The organism is Paenibacillus sp. FSL K6-2859 (assembly GCF_038008265.1).
Classification (GTDB): Bacteria; Bacillota; Bacilli; order Paenibacillales; family Paenibacillaceae; genus Paenibacillus_AQ; species Paenibacillus_AQ nitricinens.
The window spans coordinates 45,187-65,106 of record NZ_JBBOYU010000002.1 but is presented as its reverse complement, the minus strand read 5'-3'; the positions used below and the strand labels follow the sequence as shown (position 1 = coordinate 65,106).

Genomic DNA, 19,920 nt, shown 5'->3' with positions numbered 1-19,920 from the left:
TCACGCTTTTGTTAATATATTAATATATTACATATATATTTTATTACTATATTAATTGGAGGATTCGCTGTGGAGGATTTTATTGAACGGGCTTTTGGGGCTCAAGGACATTTGTCTAAGCTAGTAAATGGATATACCCCACGAGCCCCCCAAATAATGATTACGAAAAAGGTTGGCGAATCTTTAGAAAATTCACAGCATTTAATCTGCGAAGCCGGCACCGGCACTGGTAAATCACTTGGATATTTAACTCCTGCAGCTCGCTGGGCTGTCGTTAATAAGAAAACAGTTATTGTCTGTACGCATACGATCCCTTTAATGAATCAAATCGTTAATGTGGAGCTACCAAGGGTAGTTAACATCCTTAAGATGGAGAAGTTATCACTTAAGTTCCAACATGTCAAAGGAAAGGATCATTATATCTGTAATACAAAATTAGAAACACTCTGGCAAGAAAAGTTACGCAGTAATGATTCTGAAGCTAAACTTGTACGTCAGATTTCAAAGATGGTAAAACAAGAACGGGTTGGGGATCGTGCGGCTCTAGGATTCGATGTTGAAGACACTGTGTGGAAAAAGATTAGTGCTTCCAATTGCCCAGCCATTACTAAACCAAGCAACTGCATGTTAGAAGACCTGAAAGGAAAGATGTATACCTCCCATATAATTGTTACAAATTTCGCTTACTTCTTTAATGATCTAAAAATGAGAATGAAGACGGGGAATGGTACTCTTCCAGCATATGATGCCGTCATTTTTGACGAAGCACATGAAATAGAGGATGTATGCTGCAATGTCTTCGAAAAGAAAGTAGATATCAACCGTTTTGAAATTTTATTTGAAGCAATCTTCAAACGAAGCGCATTTTCGGAACTCGATCATGGAAATCAAATCGAGCTTGCTCAGCTTCGTCAAACTTTTCACCAGCAAATTGATGAAGTGTACGCTCAAGTAGGAAAGAAGATGAGAGATGATCAGGGGGGATTGCTTGCCTTCAAGCTCATGACAACAAAGATTGAAATTTCCGAGGTCTGTGCTACTCTAACTAGCTTCATTGAGAAAGTCAAAAGTTTAAAGGTACGAGGGATATCAGACTTAACTGAAAAACTCTTTGAAGGTAATGATGATTTAGAATTCATTAGCTCAAACGAGAAGAATTCTTGGGCATATTGGGCTACGATTCAAGGCAGAGGCAATGTAATACTCCATGCCGCTCCTCTTTACCCAAAAGTCATATTAAGTAAAGGTTTATTCGACAAGGTACCTGTAATCTTGGCGAGCGCTACCATGTCCACGAGTACTAAAGAGGGAAAAACATTCACGTTTTATGCTGGCCGACTCGGTCTTAAAGAGTATGGAACCATTATAGTAGACAGCCCATTTGAATATGAGAAGAAAACAATGATTATTTGCCCCGATGATGCACCTGACCCCAGTAGTCCCGAGTATGACGAATACCTCCCACACAAAATTGAAGAAATATTACTATATAGCGGTGGCCGAATGCTTGTCTTATTCACCAGTTTCGAGAGTATGAACCGTGTTGCTCGTAGTCTCGAAGATTACTGCAGTGAACGTTCGCTAAACCTTCTAGTTCAATTCCCTGGATGCGATCGAGAGGATATCATTCATCAGTTAAAAACCAATCCACGAACAATAGTACTTGGATGTGCAAGCTTTTGGACCGGCGTAGATGTTCCTGGTGATGCATTAACAACAGTAGTAATTGCTAAACTTCCTTTTCCTCAGCCTAATGAGCCATTAATCCAAGCCCAGCTCGCCGTCATTGAAAAAGCCAAGCGCAGCAGTTTCTTTGATTATATGTTCCCTAAAATGATGGTAAAGCTTCAGCAAGGATTTGGGCGTTTAAATCGATCCATGAAGTGCCAAGGCGCTTTTATCATTCTAGACAATAGGATCTTAACCAAGAGATATGGGGGAAGAGTCATTCGTAGTCTCCCAAAGTGTCAATATTCAAGAAAATTAGAGGATATCATTCACATACTACCTTGCTAAAGAAAGGTTGTTGATTCTTATGATGGGAAGAGCTCACTTAGCAATAAGTACCGGAGTTACTATTTCGATCTTAGGGTTAGCCGATTATAAAATAACAGTACCAGTAGTCGCTGTAACTGTGGTTAGTTCTCTTCTTCCGGATATCGATGAACCTAATTCACTTTTAGTATCAAGAGCACTCCCAACATCCTTGCTTCGTCTTCTGCAGGGAGTACTTATCGCACTTGCTGCATTCGTTTATTTTTATGGAGCTGAACTCGCACCATGGAACACAGTCATCGCCATTCTAGCTGCACTAGTATCTTTCATGCCAACCCGAACACTCCGGAACGTCATGATGATCCTGATTGGCGCTTGCCTGATCTTGTTTGGTCAGTCTTATATTCCGTGGAGCACTATCATCGGCTGCCTGCTCATTATCTGTGCTCTAGTGCCTCACCGTGGGATTACCCACTCTTTATACGGTGTACTTGGATGGACTGCACTTCTTTACTTTTCAACTTATACCTATGGACATGCGCTATGGATCGCCGGTGGCTTATCTTATCTAATTCATCTACTCTCTGATGCACTCACAAACCACGGAATTCGCCCATTACCACCGTTCGATTTCCGTCTGAAGCTACGCCTGATGAGTACTGGGACTATGAAAGGCACATTAATAGAAAACCTCTGTATCGGTCTCACATTCGTTCTCGTATGGTTCGTATTCTTTCGCAGAGTAAACTTGGAGCATTTCATATTCTGATATACATTATCTATGCAATCATTAATAGAGTACTCCCGCCTAGCGTGTAATTGAGTCTACATATATTTTCCAACTAAAAACTCCATGCTAGAGGTTCTTTTTAAAATCTTATGACCAAATAAAAGGAAAGGAATAGACTCGCTTACATACGAACCGGGATGGGGTTTTTTCACTTTAATGGGTATGCTATAATTTTGTTGAACTGCTTTAGCTACGATTTATTAATAAGAAAACCGCGAAGGAGCTTCAACTCCTTTCCGCGGTTTTCTTTGATTAAGATTCATTATCTGTTTCGGGTTACATCCAGAGAATATGTACGTTTTAGCATCTGCTACCAGCCTTCCTATCAACCCACGAACAAGCTTTTCAACTACATAAAATTTTTCAATCCATAATGGTCCTCATACCCATAACACTTAAAAAGTGCTCCATTCTTTACACCATAGTCAAGTATGCTATAATATATTTATTCCGATTTATTTAATTTTCTTCATCGTTAATGATTCGATGAATGAGTGAGAAGAGCAATAGTTATTTTGCTAAAAAATGTAGGCTAAAATCATGCCATGGAGACTATAAGTATGCGATTTTTCGCATGCTTTTTTTGTCTCCATGGCTTTTTTTGTGCCTAAAACAAGGGAGGATAAAAAATGGGGATTAGTATTGATCTCTATAGCTTCAGAAAGCATCTATCAGGCACATCTATAAATTCACCGAGATTTAAACCTGGTGTATTTATAGCTATTGAAGCTGGGTTTGATGGAGAAAGTAATTCTGTGGACTGGAATTCTTTCACAGTAGAGGATGCAATGACCGCAATGCACGAAGCATATGGTTATTGCGACCAGGATTATATTGATTCAGAATCTCTGTTTAATCCAAACAAAGATAATGTAATCCATCAATATTTACATAATAGACAGGCTGTTAGGAGTTTAAAAAAAACCGAACCTATTAAGCAAACAGAAGATATCAATTTTTTTTAAAGGAGAGTGTAAAAAATGGAGAGCAGCTATCTTTATAGTGAGGACGTAATACAATTGCAATCGCAATTCGATTCAATGGTCATGCTAAAAATGACTCATGATGCAGGTATCGACATTTGTAGTGTTCCTATTAATTATCTTAGTAGTTATTACACTGATATCGATTCCCAGCTCACGGTCTTTTATGAGTGTATAACTCGAATTTTTGGCGGTTATGAAATCGACGAAAAAAAGTACGAAGATTCTGGTGGTGAAAACATTACCCTAACGCTCCCATTCCCTCTGATGAAGGAACTGCTGTCGCTTCTATCTCCAGAAGAAGAATTGAAGATTGTACAAATCATTAATCAACTAATTGCGTACCGACTCAGAGTATGGGGATCGAGAAATGACCGGTAGTTATTCATCCAATGGCTTGGTAATCGAGCTTTTAGGATATTCCGATGACAACCACAACTTTTTAAAGCAATTGTTAGAAATACGTTATGAAGTACAACAGCTCATAGATTCTAAAAAAAATACATTGGTGCAACGTCTTCGAAGTGTTCTCCTGCAGAAGATAGATAAGGAATTGCAGTCTTCGACAATCCAGACAGATGTGAGTAAGAATTCTCTCCAAGAGCAAGATATGGTTGTCTTGATTAGTTCGTCTGCAGAAGTACATAAGAAGGCAAAAAATAATAGAGAGGCTGATGAGGTAGCATGAACTTGTCCCTAGAGATAGAAGATAAAGGAAATGTACAACTTGTTAAGATATCTGATTTTAGTCTACCGTACGTTGAAGATTATCAAGATGGAATCAAAATAGGCGAAGGATATCATACCTTTGAAACGATAGCTAAAGCGTTAACGCACTCAGCTAAGGTAGGTGGCTTAGCTACACCGATCTTGCCACGTGGTACCTTGTATTATTCAGTAAATAATGACAATTCAAAGTGTACTTGCTTTCTAGAGGTAGCTCCTCATCGAAGATCGGTTTTTTTATACAGGGAAGAAATTGAGGAAGTTCCATTTCCTAGACTTATCTTTGGGTTCGAACTACTTCATCGCGAAGATGAATACGTTATCTCAAAGGTGTTTCTTGGCGCCACTGAAAGCTACGGTCTACTAAATGAAGATTCAGAGATCTATCAATTTCCTTATTCTAATGTAGATAATTTTGTTGTTTGCTGGGGGTCAACTGAGCGTCCTATTCTTAAGCGGTTATCACAGCTTTCAACGATCCCAGAACTATTTTTTAACTCTTCTAATACTGAGTGCTATTACTATAATGCAAATAATAGTAATCTGTCCTATAAAGAATTATTAGAAAAGTTAAAAGGGAAGGATTTCCCGGAAGAATATCTTAAAAAGTCGGGGAGAACTTTGCTTAATTGGGTTAATGAATTTAGCTAGTTCAAGCAATGATTATAAAAATAAAATGATCGAATCTGGAGGATATAAAAATGACAACTAATAACGATAACTATGGTGGTTCAAGTCTCTTTGATTATTTTAGCGGTGGCTTCAGTAGCCCGGCTGAAACGAAATCAGAGGATTTAAATAAATCTACTGATAATAAAGAATGTGATAAAAATAGTTTCTCGAATATTCTGAATGGCAAGCATAACGCCTCAGATCCGAGTAAACAATCTGTAGCAGTCTCTTGCTCTAAGGATGGATGCGATGATGCTAATCTGGATGATAGCGAGAGAGAAGCCTTGTCTGATAATGAACAAGAAAATGAAGATGCAGCAGATGAAAATGAACTTGCTGGAAATTCACCATCTACTGCAATCAAGTCTGCTGTAGCCAAGTCCGAAGAGAAACCAGTGTTCACGAGTACAACATTTATCTGCTATGCCGGAATAAACCGTCCCATTACCAAATATATTGCGCTCGATAAACTATCAGTGACCACGTTGGATGATGTACGAAAAGCCTTACAGAAAGATCATCCAGAGTGTTCTAAAGGTAGAACAAAAATGGACTGGGATGCAAAACAAAACATTATCGTACCGATTATTATTAAGGGTTCGAAAGGAGCCTTTTTTATTGATGGCTCCCGCGGTTTTTTTTCTACCGCAAAGGAGCTAGTTGAAAATAAAGAAATAGTCAATATCTTAGCAGCTCAGGATGGATTCTATGAAGTTCGTGAGAATCCAATTGGTATTTTTGTTGCCAGATCTAATATCGATGAACTTCAGAATTGGGAAGGGTTCCAGCAGCTCGTATCCCAGCTTCCTGAAAGAAATAGTTTAGATCAATGCCAAGAAGGCTTTAAGCTTTCCCTCCCGAAGATTCCTGAGCATTTAATGCTACAGCTACTCTCTTTCTTCTCGGATTATTCCGATTTAGAAGTCGAGGTAATGGGAGTTTTCTACTGGGATCGCATAAATAAAAAATATGTTGTGAATGTGCCTCATCAAAAAGTAAGTAAAGAATCAATTGATCCGAATTACACTGAATTTAGACCAGATCTCATGCGAGTTGCTGAAATACACTCCCACAATACGATGAGAGCTTATTTCAGTACTATTGATGACAATGATGAGGTTGGCACTATGTTATATGGTGTAATTGGCCGAATGATAAAGGGAGATGGCGTTATTCGTTTTGACATCAAGACGCGTGCTGGAGTTGCAGGTAAATTCCTCCCGCTTCTCTCGTCTGTCTGGATAGATGGTAACTACGATAACCAGGATGATTCGTGGAACCTAATTCCTTATACACCATATCCTCAAAAATGGAGAAATCGCGTTGTGATTACCTCTCAGGAGGTCGTTTAAATGATTCGATTATTCGATTTTCATGAAAAAGAGAAATCACAATATCATCTACCTTCAATTTCAAGAATGATGTATTATATCGTGATCGTTGGTAGCGGAGGGACTGGCGGATATGCAGTTCAGCGAATTACAAAAATAATGAGTGCTTTTAGTAATGTGAATTCCTTTTTGCTCATAGCAGATCCGGATTCAATTGAAGACAAAAATTGTGCGCCTCGCTTGTACTAATTGATGGCATAGTCATCCATCAAGTAACGTACACGCAGATAGTTAACACTATCTCGACGGTGGAATTCCGTCTAAGCGAAGTTTTGTGATGAATGATGGGTGAATACCCCATCCCGCAGGAATCAATGCCTATGGGGAGGGGTGACACCCTCCTTGGTACTGCGCGGGCTGAGAACTAACCCATGGGGGAGCATTGACATAGTGCAAACCTTCATAAAGCGGGTTAAAAGTCGTAGCTGAAAAGCACTTCGGGTTTCAATAGTGCCTAGTATAGCGCGGGCCTCCTTATCCTACGGCGAACATATGTGAAGTAACGTAAGCCTCGTCATCTTCGCTCTCCCATACCCGATGTAGGAGAGGACAAGCGGTTGTATCTGTTTGTAATTTTTGATCAGATATCTCTCGGAATAAAGACCGAGTTGAAGTAGACGGTTAACTCTTGATTCACACCGTCTCTGGAATCGCCGGGGTAAAGTTGCCGCCTAAGGGATATACAAAAGGATAATCACAAAATCACGGGGGATTGCCAGTTAGCGGAGCGATGTCACGCAATGAAACTAATTGAGCAACAGAGGCATCGTAGTAGTCTGAGTGCGGGAAAGCCGCATACACGGCGAAGGGTGCTAGTCGGCGGGAGTAATAGGAACATCGGAATCGTGCGAACTCCCTTTATGGGTAAATCGCCAACGCAAGGATGCCAGCCGAAAGGAGGGTGATACCAATGCGGGTTCCGAACACGATTCAAACCGAAAAAGAACTACGCGAAACGCTTGACCTTTTGTTTGCACATTCAAAAAAAGGTAAATCATTTACAGGTATTCTTGAACTGGTATCTAACGATCAAACTATCATTACGGCAATCCATAACATCAAAAGTAACACTGGTGCGAAGACTGCAGGGGTTGACGGAAAAAACGTTGATCACTTCCTGCAAATGCCTTATGAAGAGGTCATTTTACTTGTTCGGGATGCATTAAATGATTACAAGCCTTTACCTGTCCGCAGGGTTCACATTCCAAAGCGCAACGGGAAAAAGAGACCTCTAGGAATTCCAGCATTTATCGATCGAGTAGTTCAAGAATGTATTCGGATTGTTATTGAACCCATACTAGAAGCACGCTTCTACGATCACTCTTACGGGTTTCGACCTTACCGCTCTACAGAGCACGCAATCGCGAGAGTGGCACGAATGGTCAACAGCAATTCTCAGTGGGCAATCGAAGGGGACATTAAAAGCTTTTTCGATAATGTTAATCACAGATTGCTCATACGAAAATTGGAACGACTTGGTATCATCGATAAGAGAATCCTTGCGATCATCAAAAAGATGCTCAAATCCGGTATCATGGAAAAAGGAATATTCATTGAATCCACAACCGGTACTCCTCAAGGAGGCATTCTGTCCCCGTTACTCGCTAATGCTTATCTAAATGATTTTGATTGGACTATAGCGCGGATGTTTCATATTCCAAGCTTCTCTGATCAATACAGCACAATTAGCAACGCTCAAAGAGTCCTAAGGAAGAAAGGTATTTCACCAAAATTTATTACCAGATATGCTGACGATTGGATTATTCAGACACCATCAGAAGTCGAAGCAAGTAGGCTCTATAGATGGCTCATCAAGTACTTCAATCATCGGTTAAAACTTGAACTGTCGGAGGAGAAGACACTTATTACGGACGTTTCACAACAACCGGTTAAGTTCCTTGGATTTCATATAAAATCCGAAGTCAGGAAAGGTATTAACGGTCTGAGTAAAATCGCGGTGGCAAAGACATACCCTGAACCTGAACGGGTAAAACAGCAAGTTCAATCACTACGTGAACAGATCAGATACATTGCTCGCAGACGCGACGATAGATTAAGGGCGATTGAAATTGAAAATCTCAACTCCCGCATAGTCGGTATTGCTGAATATTGGAAGATGGGCGCTTCAAAGAGAATCTTGAAAAAAATCGATAATTTGGTCAGTACTATGGTCTACTTCCAGTTCAAGAAAGTATATAAAAAGTCGTTATATGAACACTATGTAGCACTTCATATGCTTTCTAATAGGGTAAACAGACATTTTTCCGATGCTAAGGGGAAACCTATAACTCGAACAGATAAAACCTGGGCCGTGAAGATTAATGGTTTGTGGATTGGCATCACTAAAGCCTATATCACTCCCATTCAATACGCCAGGCAGTACGGTCAAGATCTCACACCATATTCCGATAGAGGTAGGTCCCTATATCTCAGAATTCATGAGGGTAAAAGACTGCCGTTAGCTAGACAACCCCTATACAACGATGAAGCTCTTTACGGAAGTCTCTTTCACAAAGACCCGCTTCACAATTTTGAATTCGTCATGAATAGGGAGTATGCGTTCAATCAGACCCTTCGCAAAGGATTGTACGTTTGCCAGATTTGTACTTGTGAACTCGTTAAAGGCGAAAAGGAATGTCATCATAAGAACCCTAAGCTTCCCTTAGATCAAGTGAATAAGGTGTCCAACCTTTTATGGATGTGTACGGAAGATCATCGATATATCGAGTATGGAATACCCGATGAGGTGACTCTCAAGAAAAGCAGAAGGGACAAAATTATAAAATTTCGTAAAATCAGACTCGGTTCTGATGGACCTATTTAGGAGGCTCAATATGAGCATCTAGAGGATTTTAAAATCCAAATTCCGTCGATGGAAAGCCGAATGCATCGAAAGGTGCCTGTTCGGTTTGGGTGGGGGGAAAAGCCGGAGATCATATCAAAGGTTTACCTATCCACATTGCTTCGGCAACCATTTATCTCTTCAGATATTGGACTCAAAAAAGCCGATGTTTTATCTAAGAGATACGGTTCAACTTATGGACTTAAAATTGGGTCCTATACGAATTCATATATTGAATCAGTTGAATCTCTGGAGAAGTTGTTTACTCTCACGGATTATCGTCATGAGTATAACCAACATATTCAAAAAGTCTTGATTGGAGCAGTGGATAACGTGCGTCCGTAAAAGACATTTAGCTGAATGACAGGGAAGCCTGCCAAGAGTGTGGCCTCTTGCCACTCCATACCTTACCTCAAAGGGAAACCGCTTGGGGGACAATCGCATGGTAACAGAAGAAGTGGCAGAATTGAAACCACGTCGATTCTGAGTGCTTCTGGAGTGAGACGAAACTATATGGCTAAAGCTGAATTGCCTGAACCCAAGCTCTAGGAGGGAAGAACGCGCCCCCCTTCACGTCATCGTGGGAAAGAGTGAAGGTGAATCTTAGGTTATGTGGGTTCGTTATCCTCGCATACGTCAACCGTAGATTCAGCCGCCTACAATAAGCAGGTTACAAGAGCGAAATGGGAGCCTAAGTAGTTTCTTAAATATCAGCTAAGGGTTAAACGGAGAACACCTACGTTGGAACGCTCTGAATGAGCTATTAGACAATGGTCTATGAATATCCAATATGGTGTCGGAGCTCTCGTAGTAGTCTGAGGAACCTGAATTAACAGGGATTGCCGTAAATTCGGAAGCGTGAAAGACGCCCACACATTCATGGAGGCATGAGTGACACTACTGGTGCTGGCGAAGGAGAGCAGGATTACTTTTCTAAAACATACGAGAGGTTATGGTGGAATACCATGCAAAGACTTGATGTAGTTTTAGACATCCTACAAGAAAAGACTAAAGTGGAGAATTTTAAATTCACGGATCTGTATCGTATTCTTTACAATTCCGAGCTGTACTTAAGAGCCTACTCGAGAAAAGCTTCTAACCCAGGCAATATGACGCCTGGTTATGACGGAAAGACAATCGATGGGTATAGTCTCGATAGAATCAACAGAATGATCAAGTCTCTTGGGGACGAAAGCTTTCGTCCCACCCCCGCCAGAAGGACGTATATCAAAAAGAGGAACGGTAAGATGCGTCCATTGGGCATTCCCTCAATGGATGACAAGATAGTTCAAGAAGCAGTCCGAGTGATTTTGGAATGCCTATATGAACCGACCTTTTCCGAAGACTCTTTCGGATACAGACCCGGTCGCAGCTGTCACACAGCAATCCTCAAGATAAGGGATAGATGTAAAAGTACTAAATGGTGGGTTGAGGGTGACATTGAAGGATTCTTTGATAATATCGACCATGATATTCTTATAAACATCCTTCGCAAAAAGATTAAGGACGAAAGATTCCTTAATCTGATCCGCAAGTTCCTTAAAGCTGGATACGTTGAAAACTGGGTGTATCATAAGACTTTCAGTGGCGCTCCGCAAGGTGGCATATTGAGCCCCATTCTCTCCAATATATATCTAGGTGAACTAGATTTATTTATGGACAACCTTATTCAGAAATTCTATAAGGGAGATGCAAGGGGACACAGCAATGCCTGGGGTAGCGCCAACTTCCAAGTCAAAAAATACCGCAAATACTACGCGGCATGTACTGATCGGAAGGAGAAAAAGACACTCTTAGGTAAGATAAGGAAATCCGAGCTGATTCAACGTAATATGTCAAGCAAAGATGACATGGACGCGGGGTTTCGTAGGCTAAAGTATTTTCGGTATGCAGATGATTTTATTATCAGTGTAATCGGAAACAAAGAAGATGCGGTAGAACTAAAACAGAAAATCAAGCAGTTCCTTAAGGAAGAGTTGAAGTTGAATCTCAGCGAGGAGAAAACTTTCATCACTCACAATTCAAAGCCAATTAGATTTCTTGGATACGAAATTGAAATCGCGAGATCAAGTGCAGGTATTCCAACGAAGAGAGGCTTAGTAAAACAGCTCAACGGGAATGTAATACTACGCATGCCTCACGACAGAGTAAGAGAGTTTCTCTTGAAAAACGGATATATGTCAATTGGACAAGATGGGAGCTGGAGAGCCAGGCATAACAAACCTCTAACTAACCTTGATGAACTTGAAATCATCAGATCATACAATGCAACAATTAGAGGCTTTTATAACTACTACCAGCTTGCACATAACATATTCAATTTTCACCATCCGTACTTCATTATTCGTCAAAGCTTTCAGAAGACGCTCGCCAATAAGTATAGGACATCGGCAAGCGAGATACGTCGAAAGTATTCAATCGATGGCGCTCTTGCAGTTACATATAAGAACAGCAAAGGGAAGCTAATGATCAACAAACTTTTTAATGGACCATTTAAGCGGTCCGAGAAGGCGTTCGTTGATGTAGACGTCGATCTAATACCAAATAAGCTTATCTACACTGGAAGAGGAAGCCTTATGGCAAGACTTGCTGCAGACACTTGTGAATGGTGTGGAACTTCTGGGGTAGAACTAGAGATGCACCATGTACGTAAACTCAAGGGTTTGAAGGGTAAGGAGCTATGGGAAAGAGTAATGATAGCGAGACAACGAAAAACTATAGCGCTATGTAGGAACTGTCACGTGGATTTACACAAAGGTACACTTAGGCAATATGTAGGATGTTAGTTATCTGGGGAGCCGGATGAGGTGAAAGCTTCAAGTCCGGTTCCGAGGGGAGCCTTGAGAAACCGGTATGCGTAAACATATTTGGCGCTTGGGGCTTACCCTACGACTATTCACGAAACATCATGAATGAATACTTCAATAAAACCGATGATTTGATTTACATCGATGCCGGTATTGAAGGAGTGTTTATTCCTGAAGATAAGACGGAGGAAGAGTGGACTCCGGAAGAAGCCTTAGACAATTTGGAAAGTGGGTATTCAGGTCAAGTCGTTGTAGGTCTTAAGAAAGCAGGAGAGGTCATTTTGCCAGCTCTTAATTCGGTATATCCTATCGATGCGAAGGATGCTATTCCACCTTCTCACAACTGTGGACTAGAGCCATATCAACCGCAGCGAATGATCGCAAATGAAATGGCCGCTTTTCAAATCTCTGCTGTCCTTAACGAGTTATTTAGTACTAATAGTGTTGTCGTACATTTTAATAATTTTGACGCTCGTTTTGGCAGTTGCCGTCCAATCTATGCAGATGAAGTTTACCCAGTAAAGTAATCCAAGTCGGAAGTATTTTAAAATATAAAGAGTTAATAACAATAATCCCCGTTGATTGCATATCTTTGGGGATTTACTTTTATTCTAGAGACGTTTTTTCTTCAACAAGACAAAAAAAAGAGACTCCTTGAAAGAAGTCTCTTTTGGTTACGGCAATTATCCATCGAAACCTTTAGAAAATTCGTAACTATTAATAACAGCATCTATTATTTCTTTGTTTTCATTGTAGTACTTAGTTGATACTTTGAATCCTAATAAGTACTCAATACTATTATCTAGAATATATCTAAGATCCAATTCTGTAATTTCTTCACCTAAAGTGATAAGAAGATAAGCCTCTTCATTATTTTTCAACTTGATCTTATCGTAGTTAGTAAGATCTTTAGCAAATTCCTCCATATAAAAACCTGCATATGCACTCAGAGATACTTCTTTTCCTTTAGTAATTTCAATGCTAGACATATCTCCGGATAATACACCCAGGTTCCAATTTTTAGGGTATTTAAAAATATAACCAAATCTTTCATTTCTATAGGTTTCCCAGTTCTTGAAATCCACTTTATTATTTGGCTCAATGGTTTCTGGTGTTTCTATTGGATTTGGTTGCTCAATTGTTTGTGCGGTTGAATTACTAGATGCAACAATATCTGACACGCTTGGTTCAGGTATTGTTTTCTCTTCGATTTTCCTCCAATTGCTCACTTTATGATTATTCAAATCGTACTTCCAAATCGCTTGACCATTTTTAATATCAGCAGCATAAAAAAATCCATCAAAACAACCGAAATAAATTTGCCCATCAGAAATAACAGGTTTTGAGCCAACAGTATCATTTGCTTTATACTTCCATATTTCAGATCCATCAATTGCACTTATGGCAAACAGGTAATTTCCACTACCGAAATAAAGAATTTCTTCCTCGATTGTCGCTGGTGCACTTAGTCCTTTGGCGTTAAATCTCCATTTTACGGTTCCATATGCATCATCTATAGCAATGATATAGTCTCCATCCCCTAAAAAGACATCTCCCTTAGATGCGCTAATATAATAATCTCCGTTCGAAATTTCAGTTTCGTATTTCCAATTCAGCTGATGAGTTTTGATATCAACAGCATAGATAAAGCCACCTGTTCCAAAAACAACATTATTTTGAGTTACTACTAGAGGATTTTGTATAACTCCAAAAGCTTTATTTTCTTCTTCGTTGATTTTGTATTCCCAATATTCGTTTGAATTAATATTGTAACCATAGATATAACTAAATCCACCAATATATAAAACATCATCAACTAAAGTTGGTTGTGATGCTGTTTCTGCCACCGTCTCATACTCCCAATTTGTTTTACCCGTAGTGATATCTATATTTTTAATCATCTCTTTATTTGTACCTTGATTTATCCCTGAATAATAAAGCGATCCATCACTTGCGATATATGGATATGAAGGATTATCTTTTAGTTTCCATTTTTCCTTACCACTTATCGCATCTACGCCAATAAGGGAGGCTTCATCTCTGTAGGCAACGATACCATTATTAGTTACTGTTGTAGTATTAACCAAATTTGCTACAGCTTTTTTTTCCCATTTCAGAGCTCCATTTTTTTTATCAAGTGCATAAAAGCTCCCCGTCCCAGCTCCAAAGTAAACGTTATTTTCATCTAATGACGGGTAAATAGGAAAATACACATTCTCTTTTTGAATTTCTTTATCTGGTATTTGAACATCACTTTCTTTCATACACCCTGTTAGAATTGTTACTAATGAGATGATTACAAATAATTGAATTTTACGCATGACGCTCCCCCGATTTCTTCTTACACTCGATAGATATAACATCACCTGAATATATCAAAATTAATTATTATATTATAATGTAAAGAATTAATAAATATGTCACAAAATCAGTGCTCAAAATAACACCTTTAGCACGTTATTTCCAGAACTTGTAGGCAAAATATATATGGTTATTAACATTTGGAAAGCTTGAGTTTATAAGTCAATTTACAGGTCCCTGTCGGTGAAGACGCTCAGTTCTAGTCTATCAATCATTTCTTTGTTATAAATTGCAGTTTATTGACGAATATCTGTAAATGTGGTAAATATATTATATTATGATTCATCGAATTTTCTCTTGTCGTTAGTGATTCGACAGAGTTGGAGTTGTACTGGAACACGACCAGTTCATAAATATTAGGGCTTATTTTGCCATGGAGACGATAGACACCTGTTTGGTGTCTTTTTGCGTTCCATGGTTTTTTTGTGCCTATAGGAGGAGATAAAGTGGATCCGGTAGATATTAGTCGTACAGCTGAGCAGTATGTACTTACTGAGTTGCCTTCAGAGATGCTCCCGCTTCATGAATATGATGAAGTTCATGTCAATGTATCGGGTGGGGTAGATAGTGTCGCAACGGCGCTTGTAGCCCTCCACGGGTATCATATTCCAAAAGAAAAAATCAAGCTTGTCCATATGCGTGTCGATGGAGATCCAGAAGATACGACTAAAAGACAATTGTTTGATTGGCCGCAGACTGATGGATACCTTCAGTACTTAAGCGAAAAACTTGATCTGCCCTTAATCGTTATATGGGGTGATTTAAGTTTAGAAGAGAGAATTCGGGACCGTAAAATGTTTCCGGACTCCAGCTGCCGTTTCTGCACTTCGTATATGAAAAGAGATGTTTATGCGAAGTGGGTTCGTCAATTCGATAATTGCAAGATCCTGTTATTGACTGGTGAACGATCTGAAGAATCTAAGGAACGATCTAAGAAACCTGTTTTCATGCTTCATTCGGCACATGCGACGAACAAAAAGAATCGCACCGTTCATTGGTTGAAACCCATTAAAGATATGCTTAAACACCAGGTGCGCCAATTAGCCGCGGATTATGGAATCGAACTACATCCCTGCTATGAGTGGGTAAGCCGCTGTTCCTGTAAATTTTGCATCTTTAATACAGCTTCGGAAATGCAGCGTACCTCACGACTATTCCCTGAGGATTGGGAGTACTTAAAGCAGATGGAGGTTGACTTAGGTCACACTTTAAAAAGCCGTAATGGAGGTTCACTTTCTCTTAGCGATTTCATCCAAGAAGACCAGCTTTCTTTAAACAGCATAATGTGGAGCGCGGAACTAGCATATATATAGCCAAACGGGAGGAATTTTACATGAGTAGATCGATATTTATAGAAAAACCTGTTCAACAAATACACCCTTCATTGATTAATCGCATGAAAAGAATCCTAGAAGAGGTTGTTATACATTCTAAGTTCCACTGCGACTTTTATAAAAAAGACTTGAAAGCAATGGAGCAATGCTCCAAATTCGCTTGGTTTGTATATGATTGTGGAACACATTTCATTCCATTAACTAAGGATGCCATTTACTCTTTTGAAAATGAATGGATCGGTAACATCGATGATTTAAAACCGAACAATCTAGCGAAGAGTACGGATCGCCTATACGTTTGTAATACGAGAACAGGTAATATGACCCGTATCCATAGTTATAAAAACGGAAATCTATTAAGCAAATTAAGCCCTAGTTAATAATATTTCGGGCTCCTAAAGAGAGATAGAAGGGAAACTCACTTCTATTTTTCAATTAGGTGGCCTGACAAGGTGTTAGCCGCCCCATTAAACACTACTAATTTTCTGAAAGGAATGATGATAATGACAGCACTTAAATTACAGATCTTATTTGAAGAGGATAAAGCAGAGGGGAATGTATCAGCGTATATTCCAGTATTTCGCCTTGGTGTTTTAGGAGATACTTTAGAAGAAGCGCGAGCTAATGCTATAGATTTAGTACAAGCCGAGCTTGAAATTGCTAAACAACAGGGTAGAGCCATCCCTAAAGACACTGCTATCATCGAGACCATTTGCTTCGATGATGTTGTTACTCAAAAATAGAGTCTTCGATCCGCAGGCAGTTTAATTGAAAATTTTATTTGAATTTATTGATTACCAATGATATCTTTAACTCAAACATAATAATTACCATTTCAAGAGGAAACACCTCTCACAGTAACCACTGGGAGAAGTGTTTCCTCTTTTCATTTTATTTAGGGGGAATCGATTAATGAAGCAGCAATCATTAACATGCACTCATTTAGAAATTCGTGAACAAACCACACATTATTTGCAGTCCATTAATAGGGTGGTTTTAGGACAGCATGCTCAAGAAGTATCCATCATGTTACCGAAATATGGTGGTATTAAAGCACGCTTTGCAGCGTTCGGGCTATTTACAAGTACCGGTGAAAAGTACATTTTGTCAGTAGAAAATCTGATCACAGCAAAAGGCACACTTATGGCATTTGAAGGTGAATGGGATAGTGATGTAGCAATTAAAGCTTCGTACCCATCTATTACTGCATGCTTCCCTGGCTTATCTCAAAGTACTTATCGCGGTTTATTAGTTGAGTTGCTTGCAATCATGTATAGAGTCCTCACTATATTTGACTCCCAGGATACCGATGATAACTCTGCAGCTGGAATTAACGGTCGCATGACTGTAGATTGTTATGAAGTTCTTACAGATGTAGAGTGGATCGAGGATATGATGCATGAATATGATAGAGAATCGATTACATAAAACACTCCTGCAGCCGTAACATTAATATGTATGAAAAAGAACACTCGAGTCAATAAATAGCACTTACACCGCTTCAAACTCAAGTCATTATAACCACCCTGCACAACATGCCTGGGTGGTTGTTTAAGGAATTCGACGATTAACTCAAACGACAAGCAACAATAGATATTGGAGCGGCTTAGGATCGCTCCAGATTGGTTATCTACACCATTAGTATGGTCTGCAGCTACATGCTCACATAGCTTGAATGAAAGTAGTTAATTATTTCAAAACGTTGATAAACAAACATGTGTTCGTGTATAATGAAAACAAACGTTCCTATTCGGAGGCGCTCTTTATGCAAATACAGACTGGCCAGAGAATTGAAATCGTGTATCAGGATAAAAGCGGGAAGATTACACAACGAATAATAGATGTGGACGGTATTCGTAACGGCAGAATACGCGCTACTTGTTTGAGGAACGGAGCGCCAAGAGTGTTTTTAAACGATAATATCCTTGCTTGGCAACCGGTTAAAAAAAGAGGAGAAATAGCATGAGTAAATTTATCAAAAGAAATGTGAGTTCTACTTCAGCCCTTACAGTATTTAGTGAGCTGCTAAAATACCCATGGATTATCCGAAAAATATCAGCGGATAAAAAGTTCCTTGGGCACATCATAGCCATCTACAGATTTGATATAGGTTTGGAACACAGAGAATCGTATGAACGTAAAGATAACGCGTTAAGCGCCTTAAGGATGCTTTGGCATGCTTAGCGACACAGCACGTAAGCTAATTATGATAATGAAACATTCTTCGGTTTATCATTCTCATATGCCAACCCTCAAAGAACTAGAGATCAAAAGCGGGCGCACTCCCGATAAAATTTATAAGGCATTTAAAGAACTAGTTGATAAAGATTATATCGAATGGGAGCCCCACGCTGCCTTAGAGAGGGCTGTAATCATTAAAGGTTGGGAAACTCCTGACATAAGACTTAAAACCTCCCAGACAGACGTACACGAGATAGGGTGGGGCGTGGATGGAGGTAATATCGAATACTGGACAAAATATTAGGAGGATGAAATAGTGAGAAAAAAGCTAGAAGGGAATGGACTTTGGGAGAGTAGTCGAATGATTATGCCGGAACACGAACGACGTATAATTGCAGATCAGCGTAATCAAGAGATTCGCTACAAACCCGAGCTTGATCCACAAGCATGGGATGAAATCAATGAAGTTGTGGCTAAGTCAATTGAGGATCATAGTGCAATCACATTAACTATGTTCGACCCTAATGAGAATATAGTTATCGAAGGAATTGCTACGAGGATCGATAAACAATTGAATCAAATCAAAATGAGATGGCCAAACGATGACTATGATTGGATCAAAATAGATAAAATTATAAGTACTAGTGTGTAGTGAATATCTTATTGATAAAATGAATGATCCTGATGCTTATAAATAAGTATCTAATAATATTTTCGAAGAATAATAGTATACTAATGTATATTTTGATAGATGAATGCTTATATTATTATATGAATAGGGATAAAACTGCTAGAAAGAAACCTGTACTCTTTATAAGTACAGGTTTCTTTCTGAACCTAAAGACACTATGCTAGCCAATTTACATAGCTTGAAAGAGTAAAGAAGGGGATTTAATGAAGTAAATAGTGGAAATTTGTATATATGAAAAACCAAGTTAATTATTATACAAATGTTGATGAATAATCCCAATGAATACAAATTTACTCCATCCACATCTGGTACCTACCGAGTGTATCTCGGACATTACAATTCAGATAGTTCAGAATATTTCTACAATACCACTTTAGCTATTTATAGTGATCTTCAGCTCCAAAACCTACTCGCTAAAAGTGTTTCTATTAAGGATGACGTTAGAGTCCGAGTTAACCTAATAATGGAGGCAGGACCTTATGGTTAATCTAATGAAGTCCACGCTCGCTTAGTCGTTACCAATGCCCTGACTCCAACACCAACACGAACTCCGACTTCTACCAATACGACCCGAGAAACCAATCAAGAATTAATTGATGGTTCCATGGATTCGGTGATAGGACTATATAGTAATGAGTACTTAAAGGATGAATTGATTAACAATGATGAAATTCTTAATAACCCATATGGCAAACACTTCTCCAAAGTGGAATACGAGCTAAATGCTGGAGCTGTGATCTCATTTGAAATGGATAAAACAAGCTCGACAATAAGCATTTCAGCAAAGGGGTGGAAACATATGTCGAGATCGTACTTTGTGCTGATCCTGTCATTGTGCGCTTTTGCCTTGGGTGTGGAGGATTTCTAACTTGCTGCATTCGATTATGCAAGATGTGAGTAGTTCTTTCTCCTTGTGTGAATGCTGGTGTGATAATTTCATTCTACACGAATTAGACCATGAACCCTTTTTTATTTATTTCCAGTAGGTGTCGCATTTCATATTACAATCCGTCATACATAAAAAAAATAAAGTTAGAATCAAGAATAATTTGAACACTTTCTCTGTTTAATTTACGTTTTAATCTATAAAATAAACAAAATCACTAAATAAATAACGTTATGATTGTTTTTGAGTACATAAAAGTAT

At 39.1% G+C, this 19,920-nt stretch carries 23 protein-coding genes; 22 read left to right on the top strand and 1 reads right to left on the bottom strand.

Features of this window, described 5'->3' with window-relative positions; genetic code table 11:
- The first annotated feature begins 69 nt into the window (after nucleotides 1-69).
- The 13 genes from MHB64_RS30850 (at nucleotide 70) to MHB64_RS30790 (ending at nucleotide 12,733) form a co-directional block, all read left to right on the top strand.
- Nucleotides 70-2,016 (top strand): ATP-dependent DNA helicase, encoded by a 1,947-nt coding sequence (locus tag MHB64_RS30850; protein WP_341136162.1) that lies wholly within the window; start codon nucleotides 70-72, stop codon nucleotides 2,014-2,016.
- Between the two features lie 19 nt (nucleotides 2,017-2,035).
- Entirely contained in the window at nucleotides 2,036-2,764 is a 729-nt protein-coding gene (locus tag MHB64_RS30845; protein ID WP_341136161.1) for a metal-dependent hydrolase, read from the top strand.
- A gap of 650 nt (nucleotides 2,765-3,414) precedes the next feature.
- Nucleotides 3,415-3,750: a hypothetical protein gene (locus MHB64_RS30840; protein ID WP_341136160.1), complete on the top strand. Its 336-nt coding sequence runs from the start codon at nucleotides 3,415-3,417 to the stop codon at nucleotides 3,748-3,750.
- Nucleotides 3,751-3,765: 15 nt separating this feature from the next.
- Nucleotides 3,766-4,149, top strand: a complete 384-nt coding sequence (locus MHB64_RS30835; protein WP_341136159.1) for a hypothetical protein — start codon at nucleotides 3,766-3,768, stop codon at nucleotides 4,147-4,149.
- Nucleotides 4,139-4,456 (top strand): hypothetical protein, encoded by a 318-nt coding sequence (locus MHB64_RS30830; RefSeq protein WP_341136158.1) that lies wholly within the window; start codon nucleotides 4,139-4,141, stop codon nucleotides 4,454-4,456. The genes MHB64_RS30835 and MHB64_RS30830 overlap by 11 nt, the downstream gene beginning before the upstream one ends.
- On the top strand, nucleotides 4,453-5,145 hold the full coding sequence (locus MHB64_RS30825) for a hypothetical protein (protein WP_341136157.1): 693 nt from the start codon (nucleotides 4,453-4,455) through the stop codon (nucleotides 5,143-5,145). Before MHB64_RS30830 ends, MHB64_RS30825 begins: the two co-directional genes overlap by 4 nt.
- Before the next feature lie 50 nt (nucleotides 5,146-5,195).
- On the top strand, nucleotides 5,196-6,518 hold the full coding sequence (locus MHB64_RS30820; protein WP_341136156.1) for a hypothetical protein: 1,323 nt from the start codon (nucleotides 5,196-5,198) through the stop codon (nucleotides 6,516-6,518).
- Nucleotides 6,519-6,746, top strand: a complete 228-nt coding sequence (locus MHB64_RS30815) for a hypothetical protein (protein WP_341136155.1) — start codon at nucleotides 6,519-6,521, stop codon at nucleotides 6,744-6,746.
- A 721-nt stretch (nucleotides 6,747-7,467) separates the two neighbouring features.
- Nucleotides 7,468-9,381 (top strand): group II intron reverse transcriptase/maturase, encoded by a 1,914-nt coding sequence (ltrA, locus tag MHB64_RS30810; RefSeq protein WP_076315866.1) that lies wholly within the window; start codon nucleotides 7,468-7,470, stop codon nucleotides 9,379-9,381.
- 48 nt (nucleotides 9,382-9,429) lie between these two features.
- Nucleotides 9,430-9,744: a hypothetical protein gene (locus tag MHB64_RS30805; protein ID WP_341136154.1), complete on the top strand. Its 315-nt coding sequence runs from the start codon at nucleotides 9,430-9,432 to the stop codon at nucleotides 9,742-9,744.
- 15 nt (nucleotides 9,745-9,759) lie between these two features.
- Nucleotides 9,760-9,948 carry a hypothetical protein gene (locus MHB64_RS30800; protein WP_179086907.1) on the top strand — a complete coding sequence of 63 codons (189 nt, stop codon included), beginning with the start codon at nucleotides 9,760-9,762 and terminating at the stop codon, nucleotides 9,946-9,948.
- Nucleotides 9,949-10,286: 338 nt separating this feature from the next.
- Nucleotides 10,287-12,185, top strand: coding sequence for a reverse transcriptase/maturase family protein (locus MHB64_RS30795; RefSeq protein WP_341136153.1), 1,899 nt, complete (start codon nucleotides 10,287-10,289; stop codon nucleotides 12,183-12,185).
- A 122-nt stretch (nucleotides 12,186-12,307) separates the two neighbouring features.
- Nucleotides 12,308-12,733 carry a hypothetical protein gene (locus MHB64_RS30790; RefSeq protein WP_341136152.1) on the top strand — a complete coding sequence of 142 codons (426 nt, stop codon included), beginning with the start codon at nucleotides 12,308-12,310 and terminating at the stop codon, nucleotides 12,731-12,733.
- Nucleotides 12,734-12,889: 156 nt separating this feature from the next.
- Here MHB64_RS30790 and MHB64_RS30785 read toward each other — a convergent pair whose 3' ends face one another.
- Nucleotides 12,890-14,527 (bottom strand): outer membrane protein assembly factor BamB family protein, encoded by a 1,638-nt coding sequence (locus MHB64_RS30785; protein WP_341136151.1) that lies wholly within the window; start codon nucleotides 14,525-14,527, stop codon nucleotides 12,890-12,892.
- 486 nt (nucleotides 14,528-15,013) lie between these two features.
- On the opposite strand from MHB64_RS30785, the gene MHB64_RS30780 reads away from it, so the two are divergent.
- The 9 genes from MHB64_RS30780 (at nucleotide 15,014) to MHB64_RS30740 (ending at nucleotide 19,641) form a co-directional block, all read left to right on the top strand.
- Nucleotides 15,014-15,880 carry a phosphoadenosine phosphosulfate reductase domain-containing protein gene (locus MHB64_RS30780; protein ID WP_341136150.1) on the top strand — a complete coding sequence of 289 codons (867 nt, stop codon included), beginning with the start codon at nucleotides 15,014-15,016 and terminating at the stop codon, nucleotides 15,878-15,880.
- A 20-nt stretch (nucleotides 15,881-15,900) separates the two neighbouring features.
- Nucleotides 15,901-16,281, top strand: coding sequence for a hypothetical protein (locus tag MHB64_RS30775; protein ID WP_280788575.1), 381 nt, complete (start codon nucleotides 15,901-15,903; stop codon nucleotides 16,279-16,281).
- 123 nt (nucleotides 16,282-16,404) lie between these two features.
- Complete coding sequence (locus MHB64_RS30770) at nucleotides 16,405-16,644, top strand: type II toxin-antitoxin system HicB family antitoxin (RefSeq protein ID WP_280788576.1); 240 nt, start codon at nucleotides 16,405-16,407, stop codon at nucleotides 16,642-16,644.
- Between the two features lie 169 nt (nucleotides 16,645-16,813).
- Nucleotides 16,814-17,329, top strand: a complete 516-nt coding sequence (locus MHB64_RS30765) for a hypothetical protein (protein ID WP_341136149.1) — start codon at nucleotides 16,814-16,816, stop codon at nucleotides 17,327-17,329.
- A gap of 337 nt (nucleotides 17,330-17,666) precedes the next feature.
- Nucleotides 17,667-17,867, top strand: a complete 201-nt coding sequence (locus tag MHB64_RS30760) for a hypothetical protein (protein WP_280788578.1) — start codon at nucleotides 17,667-17,669, stop codon at nucleotides 17,865-17,867.
- Complete coding sequence (locus MHB64_RS30755; RefSeq protein WP_280788579.1) at nucleotides 17,864-18,085, top strand: hypothetical protein; 222 nt, start codon at nucleotides 17,864-17,866, stop codon at nucleotides 18,083-18,085. The genes MHB64_RS30760 and MHB64_RS30755 overlap by 4 nt, the downstream gene beginning before the upstream one ends.
- On the top strand, nucleotides 18,078-18,386 hold the full coding sequence (locus MHB64_RS30750) for a helix-turn-helix domain-containing protein (protein ID WP_280788580.1): 309 nt from the start codon (nucleotides 18,078-18,080) through the stop codon (nucleotides 18,384-18,386). Before MHB64_RS30755 ends, MHB64_RS30750 begins: the two co-directional genes overlap by 8 nt.
- Before the next feature lie 12 nt (nucleotides 18,387-18,398).
- The gene (locus MHB64_RS30745) at nucleotides 18,399-18,734 is read left to right on the top strand and encodes a YolD-like family protein (protein ID WP_341136148.1); all 336 of its coding nucleotides are present in this window, start codon (nucleotides 18,399-18,401) and stop codon (nucleotides 18,732-18,734) included.
- Between the two features lie 643 nt (nucleotides 18,735-19,377).
- Nucleotides 19,378-19,641 (top strand): hypothetical protein, encoded by a 264-nt coding sequence (locus MHB64_RS30740; RefSeq protein ID WP_341136147.1) that lies wholly within the window; start codon nucleotides 19,378-19,380, stop codon nucleotides 19,639-19,641.
- Nucleotides 19,642-19,920: the final 279 nt, after the last annotated feature.

Coding starts and splice junctions, on each gene's coding strand:
- MHB64_RS30740 (WP_341136147.1), top strand. CDS start 19,378: ATGGATTCGGTGATAGGACTATATAGTAATGAGTACTTAAAGGATGAA.
- MHB64_RS30790 (WP_341136152.1), top strand. CDS start 12,308: ATGAATGAATACTTCAATAAAACCGATGATTTGATTTACATCGATGCC.
- MHB64_RS30845 (WP_341136161.1), top strand. CDS start 2,036: ATGATGGGAAGAGCTCACTTAGCAATAAGTACCGGAGTTACTATTTCG.
- MHB64_RS30820 (WP_341136156.1), top strand. CDS start 5,196: ATGACAACTAATAACGATAACTATGGTGGTTCAAGTCTCTTTGATTAT.
- MHB64_RS30795 (WP_341136153.1), top strand. CDS start 10,287: ATGAGTGACACTACTGGTGCTGGCGAAGGAGAGCAGGATTACTTTTCT.
- MHB64_RS30760 (WP_280788578.1), top strand. CDS start 17,667: ATGCAAATACAGACTGGCCAGAGAATTGAAATCGTGTATCAGGATAAA.
- MHB64_RS30765 (WP_341136149.1), top strand. CDS start 16,814: ATGAAGCAGCAATCATTAACATGCACTCATTTAGAAATTCGTGAACAA.
- MHB64_RS30805 (WP_341136154.1), top strand. CDS start 9,430: ATGGAAAGCCGAATGCATCGAAAGGTGCCTGTTCGGTTTGGGTGGGGG.
- MHB64_RS30830 (WP_341136158.1), top strand. CDS start 4,139: ATGACCGGTAGTTATTCATCCAATGGCTTGGTAATCGAGCTTTTAGGA.
- MHB64_RS30770 (WP_280788576.1), top strand. CDS start 16,405: ATGACAGCACTTAAATTACAGATCTTATTTGAAGAGGATAAAGCAGAG.
- ltrA (WP_076315866.1), top strand. CDS start 7,468: ATGCGGGTTCCGAACACGATTCAAACCGAAAAAGAACTACGCGAAACG.
- MHB64_RS30785 (WP_341136151.1), bottom strand. CDS start 14,527: ATGCGTAAAATTCAATTATTTGTAATCATCTCATTAGTAACAATTCTA.
- MHB64_RS30750 (WP_280788580.1), top strand. CDS start 18,078: ATGCTTAGCGACACAGCACGTAAGCTAATTATGATAATGAAACATTCT.
- MHB64_RS30825 (WP_341136157.1), top strand. CDS start 4,453: ATGAACTTGTCCCTAGAGATAGAAGATAAAGGAAATGTACAACTTGTT.
- MHB64_RS30840 (WP_341136160.1), top strand. CDS start 3,415: ATGGGGATTAGTATTGATCTCTATAGCTTCAGAAAGCATCTATCAGGC.
- MHB64_RS30775 (WP_280788575.1), top strand. CDS start 15,901: ATGAGTAGATCGATATTTATAGAAAAACCTGTTCAACAAATACACCCT.
- MHB64_RS30835 (WP_341136159.1), top strand. CDS start 3,766: ATGGAGAGCAGCTATCTTTATAGTGAGGACGTAATACAATTGCAATCG.
- MHB64_RS30800 (WP_179086907.1), top strand. CDS start 9,760: ATGACAGGGAAGCCTGCCAAGAGTGTGGCCTCTTGCCACTCCATACCT.
- MHB64_RS30815 (WP_341136155.1), top strand. CDS start 6,519: ATGATTCGATTATTCGATTTTCATGAAAAAGAGAAATCACAATATCAT.
- MHB64_RS30755 (WP_280788579.1), top strand. CDS start 17,864: ATGAGTAAATTTATCAAAAGAAATGTGAGTTCTACTTCAGCCCTTACA.